Source organism: Streptomyces sp. Tu6071 (assembly GCF_000213055.1).
In the GTDB taxonomy this organism is placed as follows: domain Bacteria; phylum Actinomycetota; class Actinomycetes; order Streptomycetales; family Streptomycetaceae; genus Streptomyces; species Streptomyces evansiae.
In genome coordinates this window covers 5,467,351-5,486,609 of record NZ_CM001165.1, presented here as the reverse complement: position 1 = coordinate 5,486,609, position 19,259 = coordinate 5,467,351, and the positions used below count along the sequence as shown (strand labels likewise).

Below are 19,259 nucleotides of genomic sequence, written 5' to 3'. Positions count from 1 at the left end.
TAACCTCGCTCCGCCCCCACCGCACCCACACCTCGCCCCCAGGAGGCGCGCCCATGATTCCCGAACCCCGCTCCGGCGCGGACGACGGCGGAGAACCCGAGGACGGCCGGCAGACCGTGCTCGCGCTGCGCGAGGTCTCCGCGCGGCTCGGCGCCCGCCCCGTCCTGCACGGCGTCGACGTACGGGTGCGGCGCGGCGAGGTCGTGACGCTGCTCGGCGCCAACGGCTCGGGCAAGTCGACGGCCGTGCGGGTCGCGATCGGGCAGGTGCCCGTCTCCGGGGGCGGCGTCGAGCTGTTCGGGACGCCGCTGCGGCGGTTCCGCGACTGGGCGCGCGTCGGGTACGTACCGCAGCGCACGACCGCCGCCGGAGGGGTCCCCGCGACCGTCTCCGAGGTCGTCGCCTCGGGGCGGCTCTCGCGCGCGAAGCTGGGCTTCCTCGGCCGCGCCGACCGCGCGGCGATACGCGCGGCACTCGACGAGGTGGGGATGGCGGACCGTGCGAAGGACCCCGTCGAGGCGCTCTCCGGCGGCCAGCACCAGCGCGTCCTGATCGCCCGCGCGCTCGCCTCCGAGCCCGAACTGCTCATCATGGACGAGCCGATGGCGGGCGTGGACCTGGAGAGCCAGCAGGTCCTGGCCCGTACCCTCGCGGCGCAGGTCGAGCGCGGCACGACGGTGCTCCTCGTGCTCCACGAACTCGGGCCGCTCGAACCGCTCATCGACCGCGCGATCGTCCTGCGCGACGGCTGCGTGCGCCACGACGGCCCGCCGCCGCGCGCCGTGGGTCAGCACGCCCTGCCCGGCCACGACCACGTCCACCCCCACTCCGGCGCGGCCGAACCGGTCCGCAGCGGGCTGCTCGGCTGAGCGGCGAGGAAGGCACAGCGAATCCATGGACATGCTCCAGTCCGTCATCATGCAGCGCGCGCTGCTCGCGGCCGTGCTCGTCGGCATCACCGCGCCCGCCATCGGCATCTACCTCGTGCAGCGCCGCCAGGCGCTCATGGGCGACGGCATCGGGCACGTGGCGCTCACCGGCGTCGGCCTCGGCTTCCTGCTGTCGGCCTCGCCGCTGTGGACGGCGGCGGCCGTCTCGGTCGGCGGCGCGATCGTGATGGAACTCATCCGCTGGTACGGCCGCACGCGCGGCGACGTGGCGCTCGCGATGCTCTTCTACGGGGGCATGGCGGGCGGCGTCGTGCTGACGAACCTCGCCCCGGCCGGCTCCAACGCCAACCTCACCTCGTACCTGTTCGGTTCGCTCTCGACGGTCTCGCCGAGCGACGTCGTCGCGGTGTGCGTGCTCGCGGCCTTCGTCGTGCTCGTCACGGTGGGGCTGCGGCGGCACCTCTTCGCGGTGAGCCAGGACGAGGAGTACGCGCGCGTGACCGGGCTGCCCGTGCGGCTGCTCAACCTGCTCGTCGCGGTCACCGCGGCGGCGACCGTCACCGTCGCGATGCGGATCGTGGGGCTGCTCCTGGTGAGCGCGCTCATGGTGATCCCGGTCGCCGCGGCCCAACAGCTCACCCGCAGCTTCGCGTTCACCTTCGCGGGCGCGGTCGCGATCGGCGTCGTCACGACGCTCGGCGGTACGACGCTCTCGTACTACCAGGACCTCCCGCCCGGCGGCACGATCGTGCTCCTCGCGATCGCCGTGTTCGTCGTGCTCTCGCTCCTCGCGACGCCGCTGGCGCGCCGCCGGGCCAGGGCGAAAGCGGTTGCCGACCCGGTCGGATGCCCGTTGGAACCGGGCACGGACGTACGGTCGGAAGAGCCCGTCGCGGGCGTCGGCGGCGGTTCCGGCACCGCCGCACCTGGCACAATGACCAGCCAGCAGACGTGAGGAGGCAACCGGTGACCACCGCTGGACCCCCGGTACGGGGGCGTTCGACCCGGCAGCGCGCCGCCGTGGCCTCGGCCCTCTCCGAGGTCGAGGAGTTCCGCAGCGCCCAGGACCTGCACGACATGCTCAAACACCGGGGCGACTCGGTCGGCCTCACGACGGTCTACCGCACGCTCCAGTCCCTCGCCGACGCGGGCGAGGTCGACGTGCTGCGCAACGCGGAGGGCGAGGCGGTCTACCGCAGGTGCGCCACGGAGCAGCACCACCACCACCTCGTGTGCCGGAGCTGCGGCAAGGCCGTGGAGGTCGAGGGCGCGGCGGTCGAGGAGTGGGCGGCGACGGTGGCGGCCCAGCACGGCTTCGTGGAGGTCGCCCACACGGTGGAGATCTTCGGGACGTGCGGTGACTGCTGCGCAGAGGGCCCGGCCCGCGCGTAGGCCCCCGGGGGTGTGATGTGGGCCACCTCGTGGGTGATTCACATGATTGAGGCGCTCCCCGCCGGGTAGGCGGGGGTCACACATGTCCGGTCACCCCGGAGGTCCCCGTGACAGACAGCGTCGCCACTCCTGTGACGAGCCCGCTACCGCGCCCCGCCCGTGCCGTCGCCGCCACGCGCTCCGGCGCGGCCTGGGCCGCACTCCAGTCCCCGGCGCCCGAGCGGGCCCGCGCCTTCTACGCGAAGGTCCTCGGTCTCCGCTTCGAGCCGGGCGGCGGCCCCGGCGGCCTGTGGCGCGGGCTCGACGCGCACGGCTCCCAGGTCCTCGTGGTGGGCCGTGCCTACACCGGCACCGGGCCGGGCGTGTGGTCCCCGTGCCTCACGGTCCCCGACGTGCGGGGCGCGGCCGAGCAGGTGCGCGCGCTGTGCGGCACGGTCGCGGTGGGCCCGCTGCCGCTCGAAGGCGGCCGGGGTCTCCTCGCCGCCGACCGGCAGGGCCTCGGCCTCACCCTGTGGGAGCCGGGACCGGGCGCCCGGATCACCGAGGCGGTCCGCTACCGCCTGCACACCCACGACCCGGCCGACGCCCTCGCCTTCCACACCCGCGTCCTCGGCGCGAAGGCCCACCCGGCCCCGCCGGACGCGACCCTCCTCCTGCGCGGCACCCGCCCGCTGCTCTCCGTCTCCCCCCTGCGCACGGGCGCCAAGCGGCCACGCCCGCGCTGGCAGCCGGACTTCCTCGCGGGCGACCTCGACCGGGCGGTGGCCGCGGCCCTCGCGGGCGGCGCGACACTCCTCGTCGAGGACGCCCCCGCGGCACGCGCGGGCCGCGCGAGCCTGCGGGCGCCGGACGGCACGGTGTTCGGGCTCGTACGGGGGTGAGCCGGGGCCCTGGACGGGACTCGGGGGCGGGAACGGGGGGCACGGCCGGGACGAGACTCGGGCGCGGGACGGGGCTCGCGGCCGGGACGGGGCTCGCGGCCGGGACGGGGTGACGGGGCCGCCCAGGGAGGCGGCGCGCCGTACCCGTACCCGCGCCTACGCGCGCCCGCGCATCCCCTCTTCCATGGCGAGCAGTTGCTCGTTGGGGACCGCGCCGCCGAAGCGGCGGTCGCGCTTGGCGTACTCGACGCAGGCGCGCCACAGGTCGCGGCGGTCGAAGTCCGGCCACAGCACGTCCTGGTAGACCATCTCCGCGTAACTCGACTGCCAGAGCAGGAAGTTCGAGGTGCGCTGCTCGCCGCTGGGGCGCAGGAAGAGATCCACGTCCGGCATGTCCGGGTAGTAGAGGTAGTTCTGGAAGGTCTTCTCGCTGACCTTGGACGGGTCCAGGCGCCCGGCGGCGACGTCCTCGGCGAGGCGGCGCGCGGCGTCGGCGATCTCGGCGCGACCGCCGTAGTTGACACAGAAATAGAGCGTCAGGGCGTCATTGTCCTTGGTCTGCTCCTGCGCGATCTGGAGCTCCTTGACCACCGACTTCCACAGCTTCGGCATCCGGCCGACCCAGCGGATGCGGATGCCGAGTTCGTCCATCTCGTCGCGGCGGCGGGCGATGACGTCGCGGTTGAAGTTCATGAGGAAGCGGACTTCCTCGGGCGAGCGCTTCCAGTTCTCGGTGGAGAAGGCGTAGAGCGAGATGTTCTTGATGCCGAGTTCCAGACAGCCCTTCATGGCGTCCATGACGACCGTCTCACCGACCTTGTGGCCCTCGGTACGGGGCAGTCCGCGCTCCTTCGCCCAGCGGCCGTTGCCGTCCATGACGACCGCGACGTGGCCCGGGACCAGCTCGGCGGGGAGCTTCGGCGGGACGGCGCCGGAGGGGTGCGGATCGGGGGTCCGGTACTCGCGGCGCCGGCGTCCGAGAATCCCGCGTACTGCCATGTGTGCTGTCTCCGCATCTTTCAACGACGGTGCGTCTTGACCGGCGGTGTGCCGTACGGGCCGCCGCTGTCCTACTGCTTCTCGACGTAGCGCAGCGAGCGCAGCCCGCGCTCCAGGTGCCAGGAGAGATAGGCGGAGACGAGCCCGCTGCCCTCCCTGGCGTGCCGCGCCTCACAGGCGTCGGCCGTGGCCCAGTCCCCGGTCAGCAGCGCGCCGAGCAGGGTCAGGGTCTCCGAGGAGGGTACGACGCTACCGGGCACCCGGCAGTCGCCGCAGACCGCTCCCCCCGAGGAGACGGAGAAGAAGCGGTTGGGCCCGGGGAGCCCGCAGCGGGCGCAGGCGTCGAAGCTCGGGGCGTAACCGTTGACGGCGAGGGAGCGGAGCAGGAAGGCGTCCATGACGAGGGCGGGGGCGTGGCTGCCCTCGGCGAGGGTGCGGAGGCCGCCGACGAGGAGCAGGTACTGCTGGATCGCGGGCTCGCCCTCGTTCGCCGTGAAGCGCTCGGCGGTCTCCAGCATCGCGGTGCCGGCGGTGTAGCGGCTGTAGTCGGTGACGATGTGGCGGCCGTAGGGGGCGATCGTCTCGCTCTGCGTGCACAGCGGCAGGCCGCGCCCGATCAGCTCGCTGCCGCGCGCGAAGAACTGCACGTCGACGTGCGAGAACGGCTCCAGGCGCGCCCCGAACTTCGACTTCGTCCGCCGCACCCCCCGCGCCACGGCCCGCACCCGCCCCTGCCCGCGCGTGAGAAGCGTGATGATCCGGTCCGCTTCGCCGAGCTTCTGGGTGCGCAGCACGATGCCGTCGTCGCGGAACAGACTCATAGAGGCCATTGTCGCGCACGGCCCTCATGGCGTCGGCTTCGCCTCCGCGAGCGCCCGAACCGGTGTCCTTCCGCGCAGGGCGCGGGTGAGTGGCCGGGCCGTGGCGAGTACGAAGGCGCCGAAGAGGAGCAGGGGGGTCATTCCCGGAAGCGTTCTTGCCGGTGTCGCGGCGATGTCGGCCGCGTTGGCCGTCAGGTTCGCCGCGAGGTCGAGCGTCATCACCAGCGCCCCGGCCGCCACCCCGGCCACCGGGGCCCGCAGGAGCAGGAGGACGACGAGCGGGTCGAGTACGACGAGGGCCAGGAACAGGGCCCGCACAGGCGCGAACGGAAAGCTCTCGTACGCGTCGAGTCCGCCCCGCACCAGATCGACGACGTGCGCCGCGGTCCCCTCGGCGAACCCCACCACGTACACCGCCCGGCACCACCCCGCCGCACTCCCCCACCACCTCATGCGCCGACCGTACCTACCCGCGCGGCAGCAGGGCGTCCACCAGGAGGTCCAGGAGGCGCGGGGTCTGTTCGCCGCGGGGGCCTGCGGAGAGGAAGACGCCCAGGAGGAGGGCTGTCACGTCGTCCGGGCGGACGTCCGTCCGCAGGACGCCCGCCTCCGTGCCCGCCGCGAGGAGGACGCCGACCGCCTCGGTCACCCGGGTGCGGGTCGTGGAGGGGGCGAGGCGGCCCGCGTCGAACGCGGAGCGCAGCGTGTCGGCCATGCCGCGCTTCGCGGCGACGAACTCCCCGTACCGCCCGAACCAGGCCCGCAGCGCCCGCTCGGGGGGCTCGCTCGCGGCGAGCCCGGCGGCTGCCGCGACGATCGCGTCGAGTTCGGCCGCGTACACCGCCTCGACGAGTGCCTCGCGGTCGGGGAAGTGCCGGTACAGCGTGCCGATGCCGACGCCCGCGGCCTTCGCGATGCCTTCGAGGGTCGCCTCGGGGCCGCCCTCGCTGGCGACGGCGTAGGCGTGGCGGGCCGCCTCGATCAGCTTCTCGCGGTTGCGGAGGGCGTCGGCGCGGGGGGCGCGGGGCGCTCCGGGGGCGGCGGCGCGGGACGAGGAATCGGCGGCCAAAGCGGAGGCACCTCCGGTATGAGTGCTACGGTCGTCCATAAGAGCGGAGGGACCTCCGCTTCACTCCATGGTCCCACGTCCGCCTTCTCCGCACCCACTCGCAGGAGGACCCCCATGAACCAGCACTCCCCCACCCCCGGCGGCACGGCCGCGCTCGGCACCCACACCATCGCCCGGGTCGGCTACGGCGCGATGCAGCTCGAACGGCTCCACGCCGACCGCCCCGCCGCCGTCGCCCTGCTGCACCGCGCCCGCGAACTGGGGGTGAACCACGTCGACACCGCGCAGTTCTACGGCTTCGGCTTCGTCAACGAGATGATCCGCGAGGCGTTCGGCGACTCCGAGGACGTCGTGGTCGTGAGCAAGGTCGGCGCCGACCCGGAGCCCGAGGGGCCGGTCCCGCTCCGTTTCGCCCAGCGCCCCGAGGAGCTGCGCGCGAGCGTCGAGGACAACCTGCGCACGCTCGGCCGCGAGCGCATCGACGTCGTCAACCTCCGCCGCCCCGACACGGGCCCCGGCCTGCGCGCCGAGGGCGACCAGATCGTGCCGCTCGACGACCAGCTCGCGGTCATGACCGCGCTGCGCGACGAGGGCAAGATCGGCGCGATCGGCATGAGCAGCGTGACGGCCGAGGTGCTGCGCCGGGCGCTCCCGGCGGGGATCGTGTGCGTGCAGAACGCGTACAGCCTGGTCGGCAGGGACGACGAGGACGTGCTCGCGGTGTGCGCGGCCGAGGGCATCGCGTGGGTCCCGTACTTCCCGCTCGGCGGTTCCTTCCCGGGCCTCCCGAAGGTCTCCGAGGAGGCCACGGCGGTACGGATCGCCGACGAACTCGGCGCCACGGTCTCGCAGATCGGCCTCGCCTGGCTCCTGCACCACTACCCGGACACGCTGCTCATCCCCGGGACGGCGAGCGTCGCGCACCTGGAGGAGAACACGGCGGCGGGGTCCCTCGTCCTCGACGAGGCGGCGATGGCGGCGCTCGACGCGGTGGAGTCGCGGAGTTCGGACGTACGGATCGGCTGAGCGCGGGGCGGGGGCGGGGGGCGGGGCTCGCCTTCGGCGGGCTCTCCCTTCTCGGGCCGCCTTGTGGGGCGCGGCGAGAGTTGTGGCGGGGGGGCAGTGCGCCGAGGGAGCCGTCGGCGGCGGTACGCACCCGCCGGGCTCTCCCGCGTCCTACCGCGCCCACTCCGGCGCCCACCGCTCCCCCGCGCCTCCACTCCGCTCCGCCCCCGCGCCTCCGCCCCGCTCCTCCCGCGCGGCGCTCGCCGCCAGCCACTCGCGCAGGGTGGCGAGTGCGGGGTGGGGGTTGGCGCGGCGCCAGACGAGGGCGTGGGGGTAGACGGGGGTCGGGGCGGTGAGCGGGACGCGGCGCAGGCCGAGCCCCGGGGGCCAGTGGAGGCGGGTGCCCGCGCCGACGAGGGTCGCGAGCGCGGGCTCGTGGGCGAGGGTGTCGAGGAGGGGTTCCGCGCCGGGGCCCGAGCGGACGATCGTGAGGCCGAAGGCGGCGGCCAGGTCGGCGTAGTACGTGGCCCACTCGGTGCCAGGCACGAGGCCCGGTATCCACACGCGGTGGCCGACGAGCATCGCGGGGCTCACCTCGGGCGCGGTGGCGAGGGGGTGCGCGGGGCCCGTCACGAGTTCGACCGGCTCGTCGTGGACGCGGACGTGCGCGAGTCCCGCGAGCGGCGCGGGGACGGCGCGGAAGCTCGCGTCGACGCTCCCCTCGCGCAGCGCGGGCACGGCGTCCTCCAGCGTCACGACGTCGAGCACGACCTCCGGGTGCGCGAGCGAGAAGGCGTGCAGCAGTCCGGCGGGGGCGAGCCTGCGCCCGATCACGTCGACGCGCAGGGGGCGGCGTCCGGCCCGTACCGCGTCGAGGGCGCGCGTCTCGGCACGCAGCAGCTCGCGGGCGTACGGGAGGAACGCCGCCCCGTCCGGCGTGAGCGAGGCCCCCCGGGCGCCGCGCGCGAAGAGCCGCACCCCGAGCCGCGTCTCCAGCGCGGCGATCCGCTTGGACACGGCCTGCTGGGTCACCCCGAGCACGGCCGCGGCATCGCGGAAGCGCCCGCCGTCGACGACGGCGACGAAGGTGCGCACCCCATCGAGATCCATCCGCCGGAGCCTACCGGGGACAACCGGGGGTTGTGGCGGAGCCCGCCGGGACGGGGACCGGTGCCGGTCCGCCGCCGCCCCGGCCCCGTGCCGTGACTACCAGGGCAGCGGCCCGTTCTCGTCGCTGAACGTGCCCGTCGGGCCGTCCGCGCCGAGGGTCGCGAGCGGGACGACGACCGCCGCGCTCTCCTCGACCGGCCTGCCGATGCCCATCGCGGCGGTCATGTCGGTCGCCGTCGCGCCCGGCTCGACGGCGTTGAACTTGATGCCCGGGTGCGCCTTCGCGTATTGGACGGTGAGCATCGTGGCCGCCGCCTTGGAGGCGGCGTAGAGCGGCAGGGGGAGCGTGGACTCGACGCGCTCGGGGTTGTTGACCGCCCAGAAGGAGCCGAGGCTGCTGGTCACGTTGACGACGAGGGGGTTCGCGGACTTGCGCAGGAGCGGGAGCGCGGCTTCGGTGACGCGGACGATCCCGACCGCGTTCACGTCGAAGGCGCGCAGCGCGGAGGGGCCGTCGACGGTCTCGCTCGCGAGGATGCCGGCGTTGTTGACGAGGACGTCGAGGCGCCCCTCGGCCGCCTCGACCGTCGCGAGGGCGGCGGCCACCGAGGCGTCGTCGGTCACGTCGAGCCGCACGAAGCGCGCGCCGAGCGCGGCGGCGGCCTTCTCGCCGCGCTCGGGGTCGCGGGCGCCGACGTAGACGACGTGGCCCCGCGCGAGGAGCTGACGGGCCGTCTCGAAGCCGATGCCCTTGTTGGCCCCGGTGATGAGTGTGATGGTCATTCGTGTCCTCACAGGTGTGGACGAGCCGACTCGTCGACTTCCGGAACGGTCGTTGCGGAAGTCGTGGAAGCCGAACATAGCACTTCTGTAGTGGTCGCTGCGGAAGCGGTAGACTGTGCCCGTGGAGAAGACTTCGGGTACGGCGAAGAAGGAGCCGAAGGCGTGCGGCCCCCTCGGCAGGCCGCGGGGATTCGACGCCGAAGAGGCGCTCGAACGCGCCATGCTGGTCTTCTGGGAGCACGGCTACGAGGGCGCGGGCACGGCCCTGCTGACGCGGGCGATGGGCATCTCCACGACGAGCATGTACGCGGCCTTCGGCAACAAGGAGCAGTTGTTCCGCAAGGTCCTGGAGCGCTACAGCGACGGACCGGGCGGGTACTTCGCGCGCGCCATGGAGAAGCCGACGGCGCACGCCGTCGCGACCGCCGTCCTGAACGGCGTCGTGCGCACGACGACCCTCCCCGCCCGTCCCCCCGGCTGCCTCGGCGTCCAGAGCGCCCTGGCCGTGAGCTGCGCGGGGGAGCCGGTCCGCGATCTCCTGGTGGACTGGCGCGAGGACGCGTACGCCCAGCTCCGCGACCGCTTCCGGCGTGCGGCCGACGAGGGCGACCTCCCCCCGGGAACCGACCCCGCCCTCCTCGCCCGCCACCTCACCACCCTCGCCCACGGCCTCGCCGTCCAGGCCACGAGCGGAGTCCCCCGCGAGGAACTCCAGAACCTGGTCGACGCCTCCCTCCGCACCTGGCCCCCGTTCTAGCCGCACCCCGCCGGGGCCCCCACGGGGCGACCGGCGCACGCGGGGCCGTACGGGGCGTGCGGGGTCTGCCCGAGTCGTCCGCAGGGCCGTTGTCAGGGGCCCCCGGCCCCGCCGCGCGGAGCGCGCACCGGCATCTGCTCATGGCGTTGCGGGACGCCTGAGGGAGCCCCGGCCCGACCCCGCACCACCCGGGTCGTGTCCCCGCCGCAGCCTCGGCCCCTCGTCCTCGCGGAAGCCCCGCTCCGCGCTGGCGCACAACCCGCGGTTGTCCCCGCTCCCCCGGTGGTTGTTTGCCGTGCGGGTTCCTCGGCGGCTTGGATGCCGCTGGTCGGGACGGGTTGCGAGGGAGTGGGGCGCGGGTGAGGGGTCGGCTGGGGCGGTCGTTCGGGTGGTTGTGGGGGGCGTACGCGGTGAGCGCGTACGGGACCGGGGTCGGGTTCGGGGCGTTTCCCGTGCTCGCGGTGCTCGTGCTCGACGCGGGGCCCGGTCGCGTCGCGCTGCTCGCGGCGGCCGGGCGGGCGGTGGGGGCTCTGCTCGCGGTGCCGCTGGGGCCGTGGGTGGAGTTCCGGCGCAAGCGGCCCGTGATGGTCGCGGCGGATCTCGTGCGCTGCGGGGCGCTGCTGAGCGTGCCGCTCGCGTACGGCTTCGGGGTGCTCTCCTTCGGGCAGTTGCTGCTCGTGTCGGTCGTCACGGCGGCGGCCGACATCGGGTTCCGGGCGGCGAGCGGCGCGTACCTGAAGTGGCTCGTGCCCCCGGACGGGCTGCTCCTCGCCAACAGCCGCTTCGAGGCGACGACATGGAGCGCGACGGTGCTCGGCCCCCCGCTCGGCGGCGCGGCGATCGGCGTCCTCGGCCCGGTGACGACGGTGCTCGCGGATGCGGTCAGCTACCTGCTGTCCGCGCTCGGGCTGCGCGCGATCGGCGGCAGGGAACCGGAGCCCGTACGGGAGGCGAAGGCGCCCCGTACCACCGAACTCCTGGCGGGCTGGCGCCACTTGCTCGCGGAGCCCGCCTTGCGGCCCCTGTTCCTCAACACCCTCGCGGTCAACGGGCTGCTCATGGCGACCGAGCCGCTGCTCGCCGTGCTGCTGCTCGGGCGGCTCGGCTACGCACCCTGGGAGTACGGGCTCGCCTTCGCCGTGCCGTGTCTGGGCGGGCTGCTCGGGGCGCGCGTGGCGCGACCGCTCGCGCGGCGGTACGGGGCGCGGCGGGTGCTGCGTGTGACGGGGGTGCTGCGGGTGTGCTGGCCGGTGGGGCTCGTGTGCGTGGGGCCCGGGGCGGCGGGGCTCGCCGTGGTGATGGTCGTCGAGTTCGGGCTCATCACGTGCTGCGGGATCTTCAACCCGCTCCTCGCGACGCGCCGTCTCGACCTCACCCCGCAGCACCTCGTGGCCCGCACCCTCGCGGCCTGGACGGTGAGCACGAGCGCGGCGATCGCGGCGCTGACGGCGGCGTGGGGCCTGCTCGCGACCTGGACGGGCCCGCGCGCCGCCCTCGGCCTGGCGGGCCTCGCGATGCTGGCGACGCCCGTCCTGCTGCTGCCGGGGCGGGGACGCGGGCGGGTGCGCGGGGACGCGGTGGCCGCCGAGGGGTGACAGCCCCCCGGCGGCTCCCCGGAGGCCGTCAGTTGTCGCCGGAGGGGCCGAAGAACTCGATCTCCGCGATCGCGAGCTGCTTCTCCTTGGTGGCCCCGTAGGACGAGTCGACCGTGAAGCGGACCTTGGTCACCTCGCCGACGCCGAAGGCGCGGGTCTGGCCGCCGGGGCCCTGGTCGAGGACGAGTTCACGCGTCTTGATCTTGCCGTCCTTCATGGTGATGGTCGCGGTGACGCGGTGCGGAAGGGCGGATTCCCTGATGCGGTTGGACTTCGTCGAGACGCCCGGGGTGATGATCAGGTTGAGGAGGCGGGTCGGCTCGTCGAAGCGGGCCTCCACCCACTCGCCCTGCGCCGGTCCCGAGACCCCGGGCCCCCACCACGTGTTGCTGAGCCCGTCGAAGGCGAGGTCGGGCTTGTGGCCGGGGAAGTTGCGCGAGGCGGCGAAGTCGTCGGGGCTGACGAGGGAGCGCTTCGCGAAGTGGTCACGGGTCGCCTGTATCCCGGCGGGCGCCTTCATGCCGAGGAAGACGACGAGCCCGATGACGACGGCGGCGACGATCCAGCGCAGGACGCGGTCGAAGGTACGGCGCAGGCGCGGGCGTTCGCCCGCCCACGGGACCGCGTTGCGGCGGCCGTCGAGAATGCGGCGCCACCACGGCAGCCGGGCCTCGTCCTCCTCCTCGCCGCGCGCGAGCGGCATCGCGCAGCGGGCGCAGTGGTGCCGGTCGGGGCGGTTCGGGGTGCCGCACCAGGGGCACGGCGGGCCGCCCACGGCACCGGTCTCGGGCCCGGGGGCGCGGACGGTCGGGCGGTCGGCGACAGGGCGGCCCGGCAGGACGGGCGCGACGGAGGGCGTCGCGGGGGCCGGGTGCTCCTCGTCGGCGACGGGCACGAGCAGGTTGCGGGCCCGCGCGTGCGTCTCCGGGCCGGGGCCCGAGGGGAGCGGGCCGGAGGGGAGCGGGCCCGCGGAGAGCGGGGTGCTGGGGGTCGGGGCCTCGGAGGTGACGAGGGGGGTGTGCGGCGTCGGGGCCTCCGAGTCCGGGAGCGGGGCGTGCGGGGCCGGGGCCTCCGCGCCGTAACCCGCGCTTGAGCCCGTAGCCGTGCCCCTGCCCGCACCCGTGACCGCAGCCGGGGTGTGGGGCGTCGGGACCTCCGCGTCGGGGGCCGGGCTTCCGGCCACTTCGCCGCGCGCCCACACCCCGGTCCCCGTCGCCCCGCCGGACGGCTCCAGCTCCTCGGCGCCTATCTGGCGCCCCTGCGCCCCGGCCCGCGCGGGCCACGGGACCTGCTCGACTTGCCCGGTGGGGGTACGGGGCTGCTCACCGGCACCGGGGACACCCGCGCCCGTACCGCCGCCGGAGGTACCCGCACCGCCGGTCGCCTCCGCGCGTGGCCGCTCCATCCGCACCCCGCGCGACCGCGGCACCTCGGCCTCCCGGCCGGCCGCGCCGTCCTCGGAAGCGCCACCGCCGGAAGCGCCCCCAGCGGAAGCACCGGCGCCCGAAGCACCACCGAAGGAGTCACCTCCACCAGAGGCACCCGCGCCGGAAGCACCACCGAAGGAGGCACCCCCACCAGAGGCACCCGCGCCGGAAGCACCACCGAAGGAATCACCCGCGCCGGAAGAACCTCCGCCGGAAGCACCCGCACCAGCGGCACCCCCGCCCGCCGCGCCCGCGTCCTTCCACCGCAGCACAGCCCCGCAGCCGTCGCAGAACGACTGGCCTGGCTCCGCGCGCGTTCCGCACTCGGCGCAGTTCTGGGTCGTCGTCATGTCCGAGGAGTCCTTTCGGCCGTGGTCACCTTGACCGTGTACGGCATGTGCGCGGGGCGGGCCGCCGCGACGAGGGCGCTGAGGCGGTGAGTGTCGGTGGGTTTGGGATCGGCGAGGCGGAGGGTCACGTGCAGGTGGGGCCTGCGCTCGCCGGGGAAGGCGCCGAGCGGGCGGGCGCTCCAGTCGGCGCCCCCGCTCTCGCTGATCTCCGGTTCGGCGCCGAAGGCGAGCCGTACCGCCTCGGCGAGCCCGTGCCGGGTGCCCCGGACCCGGTGCAGGCGCGCGGCGGCGGCGACGGCGTCCCGCAGCCGCGCCTCCGCCTCCGCGTTCTCCGGCGCGTCGCCGTCCGTCTCGGCGCCGACCCACTCCGCGAGCCAGCGCGTGAAGTCGACGGGCGCGAGCGCGGGGTCGAAGTAGGCGGGCAGGCAGTCGAGGACGTTGAGGATCGGCGCGAGGACTTCGTCGAGCCCGCCGACGAAGCGCTGCGCGAGGTCGTCGTCGGCGAAGACGGCGGGCAGCATGGCGCCGAGCGGCGCGGACGAGCCGAGCCCGTCGATCGAACCCCTCACCGGCCCGTCACCTCCCCCGTCGCGAAGGACAACACTACGAACTGCGGCCGAGGCACTACGCGTTGCCCCCGATCACACGGACCCGGTGGTCGTACGAGAAGACGAGCGCCGGTTCGCGCAGGTCGATCCGGTCGGTGGCCTCGCCGCGCTTGCCCGTGAGCGGGTCGGCGGGGTGGAGGGTGACCTCGTCGACGAGTTCGACGCCCGGCACGCGCTGGAGCACCGCGAAGACCTCCCCGGCCTGCACGGGCCGCCCGAAGGGCCAGCCCTTGGCGTCCGCGCCGCCGGTGAGCGGGTCGAGGTGCCGGTAGAGGGCATCGTGGGCCTCGCGCCGTACGCGGTCGGTGTCGACGCCCCGGAAGGCGTGCACCGTCGCGACGACCGTCACGCCCTGGTAGTACGGCGGCCCGACCGCGATGCGCGTGCCGATGAGGCGCCGCTCGTCGAGGTGCCGCGTGATGCGCTGGAGCAGGGCGTCGCCCGGGACCAGTTGCTCGAAGCGCAGCCGCCCTCCCGGGTCGGGCACGGCCTGCGGGACGACGAGGACACGAACCGCGTAGGCACCGTGCTCGTTCTCCTTGCCCTCCAGGCACGTGATGCGCGCCGTCTCGGGCGCGGCGCGGCGGGCGAGTTCCTCGTAGTCGCGCAGGGTCACGGCGCGCTCCTGCGCGCGCAGGGTGATCGGTGCGCGGACCTTCGCCTCCTGCACGGTCTCGCCGTCCACGCCGCCGCGCGCGGCCTCGCGGTTGACGACCTCGGAGACGTACGGGACCGAGGTGCGCAGGACGCGGACCGCGCCGCGCGCCACGTTGCCCGCGCGCCCGCCGCCGATGCGGTAGCGGCGGGCCCGGATGACCGCGCCCTTGGGGGCGACGGCCCCGTACTGCCGCAGGGTCCCGTCCGGTTCGCGTACGGACGGGCCGAAGGCCACCTCGCCGGTCGTGGCGTCGACGGTGATGTGCCGGTCCTCGGGGCCCGAGGCGGCGAAGTGCGGGACGACGTGCCAGTCCTGCCAGCCCTCCTGCTCGGCGGTCTGGAGCAGGAGCGGCGGGGTGTCGCCGACGACGGGCGCGTGCGCGAGGCGCAGGTGCTGGCCGGGAAGGCCGGTGGACTCGCCGAGGGCCTCGTCGGTGACGGTGTCGGCGTGGACCGCGGGCACGGTGCCGCCGACGGTGCAGGCGGCGGCGGAGCGCACGGTCGGGGACGTCGTGTAGAAGGGCTGGTTGGCGAGGGGTTCGGTGACGCGGCAGCGCAGCCAGCCGCCGGGCTGCCCGCCCGAGCGCGAGACGACGTGCCCGCCGGGCACGTGCAGCACGACGTCCCCGGGGCGGTTGAGGCCGCCGGTCCCGTCCTCGTCGATCTCGCACTCCTGCCAGCCGTCCTCCGTCCACGCCTCCCACACGAGCGGGGGCTGGCGGGGGTCGACGCCGACGCCGTCGACGCGGCTGTCGAGTTCGAGCGCGACGACGCAGTGCGGCACGGCGGTGGTGAGGCCGAAGAGCATCGCGTCGCCGGGGCGCGGGGACTCGGCGAAGCAGAGGACGTCCTTCTCCTCGGCAAGGTCGGTGGTGCGGTCGCTGAAGGAGGCGCCCTGGCGCTGCGTGACGAGGTGGCCGAGCGCGCAGGGCACGACGGCGAGGTCCCGTTCGGTCGCGAAGACGACGGCCTCCTCGCTCTCGGTGCGCTGCGTCGCGACCTCGGTGCCCTCGGGCAGGCGGACGGTCTCCTCCTGCGGCGCGGAGAGCCGGAAGGTGACGTCGGTGCGCGCGGCGGCGGGCGGGAAGAGGGTGATGCCGACGAGGTCGAGGAAGGCCAGGTGGTTCTTCTCCGGGACGCGGTTGAGCCGGTAGACGACCTGGTCGGCCATGTGGGCCATGGTCTCCACGAGGGTCACGCCGGGGTCCGAGACGTTGTGGTCGGTCCACTCCGGGGCGCGCTGCTGGATGTAGCGCTTGGCGTCGTCCACGAACTGCTGGAAGCGGCGGTCGTCGAGGTGGGGCGAGGGCAGTGCCATCAGCGGTCGCTTTCGGGGGAGTCACCGGTCGTGCCCGGTTCCTCGTGGGAGGGGATGACGTAGAAGGGGAAGACGAGGCTGCGCGGGTTGTTGGTGCCGCGGATCGAGTAGCGCACGTCGATGAAGAGGATGTTCTGCTCGGCCCCGGCGGTGACGTCGACCTCCTGGACCTCGATCCGGGGCTCCCAGCGGTCGAGGCTCGCGTACACCTCGTGCTGGATGCGCCCGGCCGTCGCCTCGTTGACGGGCGAGAAGACGAGGTCGTGGATCGCGCAGCCGAACTCGGGGCGCATGGGCCGCTCGCCGGGCGCGGTGGCGAGGACGAGCCGGATTGCCTCCTCGACCTCGCGCTCGCCGCTGACGAGCGCGATGCCCCCGGTGGGGCTGATGCGCAGCGGGAAGGCCCAGCCGGAACCGACGAATTGTTCAGCCATGAGGGACGCACCTGCTCTCGTCGTGGGGTGTCGGGCGTACGGGGAAGGGGGGCCGGTGGCTCACGGGATCGGGTACGGCTTCCCGTTGACCATGACGATCCCCTGGACGAGCAGCGAGGCGGCCCGCAGCCCGAGGTTGGCGGTGGCGTTGACCTGGAGGGTGCCCAGGGAGCTGAGCGTGGCCACGCCCTTGGAGCTGAGGCTGAGCGCCGGTCCGCCGTCCACGTTGAGCGCGGTCAGGCTGCGGACGCTCACCGGCCCCTTCCCGTTGATGCTCAGCGGCCCGCCGCTGCTGATGCTCAGTCTGCCCTTGGCGCTGAGCGAGAGGTTCGTCCCGGCGTCCACGGAGACCGACTTGCTGCCCTTGATCTTCACCGTGCCCCTGCTGTCGACGGTGATCTCGGTCTGCGCGCGGTCGAGGTTGACGACGAGTTTGCCGTCCCCGCTCGTCAGGCGGACGCCCTGTTTGCCGCCGGTGCGCTGGCTGAGCAGGTCGAGCCTGTTGCCCGTGCGGTCGGAGAGGGTGTGGCGGGCGGCCTTCTGCCGCGCCCCGTCGTGCAGGGGCACGTCGGTCACCTTGGTCGGTTTGTCCTTGCCGTTGTAGAGGCCGCCGAGGACGTACGGGTGGTCGAGCGCGCCCCGGTCGAAGCCGACGAGCACTTCGTCGCCGACGTCGAGCGGGAAGATCGAGCCGCCGCGTACGCCGCCCCACTGCGTGACGCGGGTCCAGTCGCTGACGTAGGCGTCGTCGAGCCAGGGGAAGCGGAGCTTGACGCGGCCCTGCTTGAGCGGGTCCTGCGCGTCGGTGACGAGCGCGTTGACGACGCCGGGGAGCGCGAGCCCCTGCCGGTCGCCGCCGCCCCCGCCGGAGGCGAGCCCGTACAAGGAGCGCCACTGCCTGCCGCTGACCGTGACCCACGCCTCGTAGTGCTTGCCGTCGCCGAAGACGTGCCGCACCGAGGTCGCGGTGTACTTGCCCTCGAAGGGCGTGCCGACGTCGGCGAGTGCGACGGGAAGTCCCGGGCGCAGCTTGGGCGTTCCGCGGACCACGACCTCCAGCTCGGCGAAGGAGGAGGTGACGTCGTCGGCGAGCGCGTCGGCGGCGTGCTTGACCTCGGCCTGCCGGTCGTAGGGGACCTGCGCGTCGACGAGCTTGGCGCTCTTGAACTTCCCCGCCGCCTTGCCCGGCGTCGTCCCGATGCCGATGGCCGGGTTGCTCTTCGCGGGCGCGGTGGCGGTGAGTTCCTTCTTCGTCGTGACGTCCCAGCCGCGCGCCTCGACGGTCGCGACCTGCTCGGCGGCGGTCACGGAGGTGCGCAGCCGCAGGATGTCCGTGCCGGCCTCCAGGACGTACGGGCTCTTGTCGCCCGGCGTGCTCACGGGCGGCGCGCCGGAGGCCGGGTCCGGCGTGACGAACTGGAGCTTGCCCTTCGCGTCGACGGACATGACCATCTCGTTCTCGTCGGCGAGACGGGCGAGGAAGTCCCAGTCGGTGACGTTCGCCTGGCTGAGGAACTCGTAGACGGTGCGGGTCGATTCGACGCGGCCGATCGGCACGCCGTCGAGCCCGGCGAGCTTGCGCACGATGTCGGACGCGGACTGGTTGCGGTACGCGGCGACGCGGCGCTGGCGGAGCAGCCGGTGCCCGGCGTCGTAGCCGCGGATGACGGTGAAGGAACCGGTGCCGTCGTAGTCGGCCTCGAGCCCCGTCACCTCGCCGGTCAGCAGTGGCTCGGAGGCGCCTTTGCCGTCCGCGACGGGCGCGATGACGACGGGCGTGCCGAAGTCGGCGTTGACCTTGCCGAGGACGATGTGGTGCGGGTCGCGGAAGGTGAGCCGGAAGGCGGCGGGGACGCCGACGCCTTGGTCGACCCAGCCGTCGACGAGCAGCGGCGCGACGTCGCGGGGCAGCGGGGCGCCGCCGATCGTGACGTGGAGGACGGCGGAGTGGGCGGGGCGGGTCATCAGGAACGCACCTCCTCGGCGGCGGGCAGGACGAGTTCGGTACCGCTGGAGAGCCGGGACGGGTCGTCGATGTCGTTGGCCTCGGCGATGGCGCGCCAGGCGGCGGTGTTCCCGTACTCGTTCCAGGCGAGCGACTGGAGCGAGTCGCCCGCGACGACGCGGTGCACGCGGCGCGCGGTGAGGGCCCCCGACGTGGGGTTCTGGCCCTCGGTGGAGCCGGGTATCTCGTGCAGGGTCACCCGGCAGGTCGCGCGGATGGGCACGCCGGTCGTGCCGAAGAGCGAGTACGAGACGTCCACGGCGGCGACGTAGGCGATGAACCGCGCCGTCGAGAACGAGCCCCACTGGAAGACGACCCAGGGCGGCGAGGGCCGCTTGGCGGCGATGCTCTTGCTCGTCACCTCGCAGCAGTCGAGCAGCGACTCGACCTTGCGCAGCACGGTGTTCGAGCTGGGCTCGTCGGACGTGTCGAGGAAGATCTCGACGGTCATCTCGCGCGGCTCGGGCCCCATGAACTCGGGCGTCGCGCCGTCGCGCACGGCGGCGGTCGCGGTCGCCTTCCACACGGTGCGCCGCTGGAGCTGGAGCCCCGTGGGGTTGAAGTCGAAGTCGAAGGTCTTCATGAGCGCGCCGGGCGAGGTGCCGTCGCCGACGGGCGGCTCGTGGATGGCGAGGCTGGCGCGAACGAGACTCTTCCCGGCGCCACTGCTGGAAGCCATGACGTATGTCCCCTCAGTCCGTTCAGTCCGTGAAGCCGTGGTGGGTGATCTCCAGGACCTCGTTGGCGACGCCGGGGTTGGCCGGGTCGAGCGAGGGCCCCTGCCAGCTGACGGGCAGCACGTCGATGAGCCCCCAGCGCGCCACCTCGGAGCCGTCGGCGCGCAGCGCGGCGATCTGCGCGGTGGGCCGCTTGATCCCGGTGGTCACGGAGGAGATCCACTTGGCGACCTTGGTGGTGTCGGGCGTGAGCGGCCGGGTGAGCCGGATCGTGGAGAAGGTCACGCGGGAGGGAAGCTGCCACACGAAGCCGTTGTTCCCGCCCTCCTGGCGCGTCTCGACCTCGACGGTCGACGAAAGCCCCTCGCACCCGTTGAAGTAGCCGAGGCTCTCGCCGTCGATGGTGAGGGTGAAGAAGATGGTGGAACCCGGGTCGAGTTCGCGTGACATCGGGGGCCTTTCTGGGGCGGAGCGTCAGGTG

General features: G+C 74.2%; 20 protein-coding genes. 7 read left to right on the top strand and 13 right to left on the bottom strand.

The features are described 5' to 3' along the window. Positions 1 to 53: 53 nt before the first annotated feature. The 4 genes from STTU_RS22995 (at position 54) to STTU_RS22980 (ending at position 3,163) form a co-directional block, all read left to right on the top strand. Positions 54 to 869: a metal ABC transporter ATP-binding protein gene (locus STTU_RS22995; protein WP_007827294.1), complete on the top strand. Its 816-nt coding sequence runs from the start codon at positions 54 to 56 to the stop codon at positions 867 to 869. A gap of 25 nt (positions 870 to 894) precedes the next feature. Then, on the top strand, positions 895 to 1,845 hold the full coding sequence (locus STTU_RS22990) for a metal ABC transporter permease (RefSeq protein WP_007827292.1): 951 nt from the start codon (positions 895 to 897) through the stop codon (positions 1,843 to 1,845). 11 nt (positions 1,846 to 1,856) lie between these two features. Next, positions 1,857 to 2,282, top strand: a complete 426-nt coding sequence (locus STTU_RS22985; protein WP_043256049.1) for a Fur family transcriptional regulator — start codon at positions 1,857 to 1,859, stop codon at positions 2,280 to 2,282. A gap of 107 nt (positions 2,283 to 2,389) precedes the next feature. Next, a complete protein-coding gene (locus STTU_RS22980) occupies positions 2,390 to 3,163 on the top strand; it encodes a VOC family protein (RefSeq protein ID WP_043256046.1) in 774 nt (257 codons plus the stop codon). A 156-nt stretch (positions 3,164 to 3,319) separates the two neighbouring features. Here the strand turns inward: STTU_RS22980 and STTU_RS22975 are convergent, their stop codons facing one another. The 4 genes from STTU_RS22975 to STTU_RS22960 all read right to left on the bottom strand — a co-directional run bounded on the left by STTU_RS22975 (position 3,320) and on the right by STTU_RS22960 (position 6,091). Beyond that, positions 3,320 to 4,162 (bottom strand): isoprenyl transferase, encoded by an 843-nt coding sequence (locus STTU_RS22975; RefSeq protein ID WP_007827279.1) that lies wholly within the window; start codon positions 4,160 to 4,162, stop codon positions 3,320 to 3,322. 71 nt (positions 4,163 to 4,233) lie between these two features. After that, entirely contained in the window at positions 4,234 to 4,983 is a 750-nt protein-coding gene (recO, locus tag STTU_RS22970; protein ID WP_007827277.1) for a DNA repair protein RecO, read from the bottom strand. A gap of 24 nt (positions 4,984 to 5,007) precedes the next feature. After that, the gene (locus STTU_RS22965; RefSeq protein WP_063894620.1) at positions 5,008 to 5,436 is read right to left on the bottom strand and encodes a hypothetical protein; all 429 of its coding nucleotides are present in this window, start codon (positions 5,434 to 5,436) and stop codon (positions 5,008 to 5,010) included. Positions 5,437 to 5,449: 13 nt separating this feature from the next. Beyond that, positions 5,450 to 6,091, bottom strand: a complete 642-nt coding sequence (locus STTU_RS22960) for a TetR/AcrR family transcriptional regulator (RefSeq protein WP_007827273.1) — start codon at positions 6,089 to 6,091, stop codon at positions 5,450 to 5,452. A gap of 75 nt (positions 6,092 to 6,166) precedes the next feature. Here STTU_RS22960 and STTU_RS22955 point away from each other — a divergent pair, with 75 nt between their 5' ends. Next, positions 6,167 to 7,078, top strand: coding sequence for an aldo/keto reductase (locus tag STTU_RS22955; RefSeq protein ID WP_007827270.1), 912 nt, complete (start codon positions 6,167 to 6,169; stop codon positions 7,076 to 7,078). Between the two features lie 150 nt (positions 7,079 to 7,228). Here the strand turns inward: STTU_RS22955 and STTU_RS22950 are convergent, their stop codons facing one another. Together STTU_RS22950 and STTU_RS22945 are read right to left on the bottom strand one after the other, a co-directional pair. Beyond that, the gene (locus STTU_RS22950) at positions 7,229 to 8,167 is read right to left on the bottom strand and encodes a LysR family transcriptional regulator (protein WP_007827268.1); all 939 of its coding nucleotides are present in this window, start codon (positions 8,165 to 8,167) and stop codon (positions 7,229 to 7,231) included. Between the two features lie 96 nt (positions 8,168 to 8,263). Further along, positions 8,264 to 8,950, bottom strand: a complete 687-nt coding sequence (locus STTU_RS22945) for an SDR family NAD(P)-dependent oxidoreductase (protein ID WP_043256040.1) — start codon at positions 8,948 to 8,950, stop codon at positions 8,264 to 8,266. 121 nt (positions 8,951 to 9,071) lie between these two features. Here STTU_RS22945 and STTU_RS22940 point away from each other — a divergent pair, with 121 nt between their 5' ends. Continuing rightward, the gene (locus STTU_RS22940) at positions 9,072 to 9,707 is read left to right on the top strand and encodes a TetR/AcrR family transcriptional regulator (RefSeq protein WP_007827265.1); all 636 of its coding nucleotides are present in this window, start codon (positions 9,072 to 9,074) and stop codon (positions 9,705 to 9,707) included. 359 nt (positions 9,708 to 10,066) lie between these two features. Further along, the gene (locus tag STTU_RS22935; RefSeq protein ID WP_078519029.1) at positions 10,067 to 11,302 is read left to right on the top strand and encodes an MFS transporter; all 1,236 of its coding nucleotides are present in this window, start codon (positions 10,067 to 10,069) and stop codon (positions 11,300 to 11,302) included. A 28-nt stretch (positions 11,303 to 11,330) separates the two neighbouring features. Here the strand turns inward: STTU_RS22935 and STTU_RS35640 are convergent, their stop codons facing one another. The 7 genes from STTU_RS35640 to STTU_RS22900 all read right to left on the bottom strand — a co-directional run bounded on the left by STTU_RS35640 (position 11,331) and on the right by STTU_RS22900 (position 19,228). Beyond that, positions 11,331 to 12,731, bottom strand: coding sequence for an NADase-type glycan-binding domain-containing protein (locus STTU_RS35640; RefSeq protein ID WP_420713560.1), 1,401 nt, complete (start codon positions 12,729 to 12,731; stop codon positions 11,331 to 11,333). 344 nt (positions 12,732 to 13,075) lie between these two features. Further along, a complete protein-coding gene (locus tag STTU_RS22925; protein WP_007827262.1) occupies positions 13,076 to 13,648 on the bottom strand; it encodes a phage tail protein in 573 nt (190 codons plus the stop codon). Between the two features lie 55 nt (positions 13,649 to 13,703). Then, entirely contained in the window at positions 13,704 to 15,662 is a 1,959-nt protein-coding gene (locus STTU_RS22920) for a putative baseplate assembly protein (RefSeq protein ID WP_007827261.1), read from the bottom strand. Further along, on the bottom strand, positions 15,662 to 16,096 hold the full coding sequence (locus STTU_RS22915; RefSeq protein ID WP_007827260.1) for a GPW/gp25 family protein: 435 nt from the start codon (positions 16,094 to 16,096) through the stop codon (positions 15,662 to 15,664). Before STTU_RS22915 ends, STTU_RS22920 begins: the two co-directional genes overlap by 1 nt. A 60-nt stretch (positions 16,097 to 16,156) precedes the next feature. Then, positions 16,157 to 18,061 carry a VgrG-related protein gene (locus STTU_RS22910; protein ID WP_007827259.1) on the bottom strand — a complete coding sequence of 635 codons (1,905 nt, stop codon included), beginning with the start codon at positions 18,059 to 18,061 and terminating at the stop codon, positions 16,157 to 16,159. Continuing rightward, entirely contained in the window at positions 18,061 to 18,780 is a 720-nt protein-coding gene (locus STTU_RS22905) for a LysM peptidoglycan-binding domain-containing protein (protein WP_007827258.1), read from the bottom strand. The genes STTU_RS22910 and STTU_RS22905 overlap by 1 nt, the downstream gene beginning before the upstream one ends. A 22-nt stretch (positions 18,781 to 18,802) precedes the next feature. Continuing rightward, entirely contained in the window at positions 18,803 to 19,228 is a 426-nt protein-coding gene (locus STTU_RS22900; RefSeq protein ID WP_007827257.1) for a phage tail protein, read from the bottom strand. Between the last annotated feature and the right edge of the window lie 31 nt (positions 19,229 to 19,259).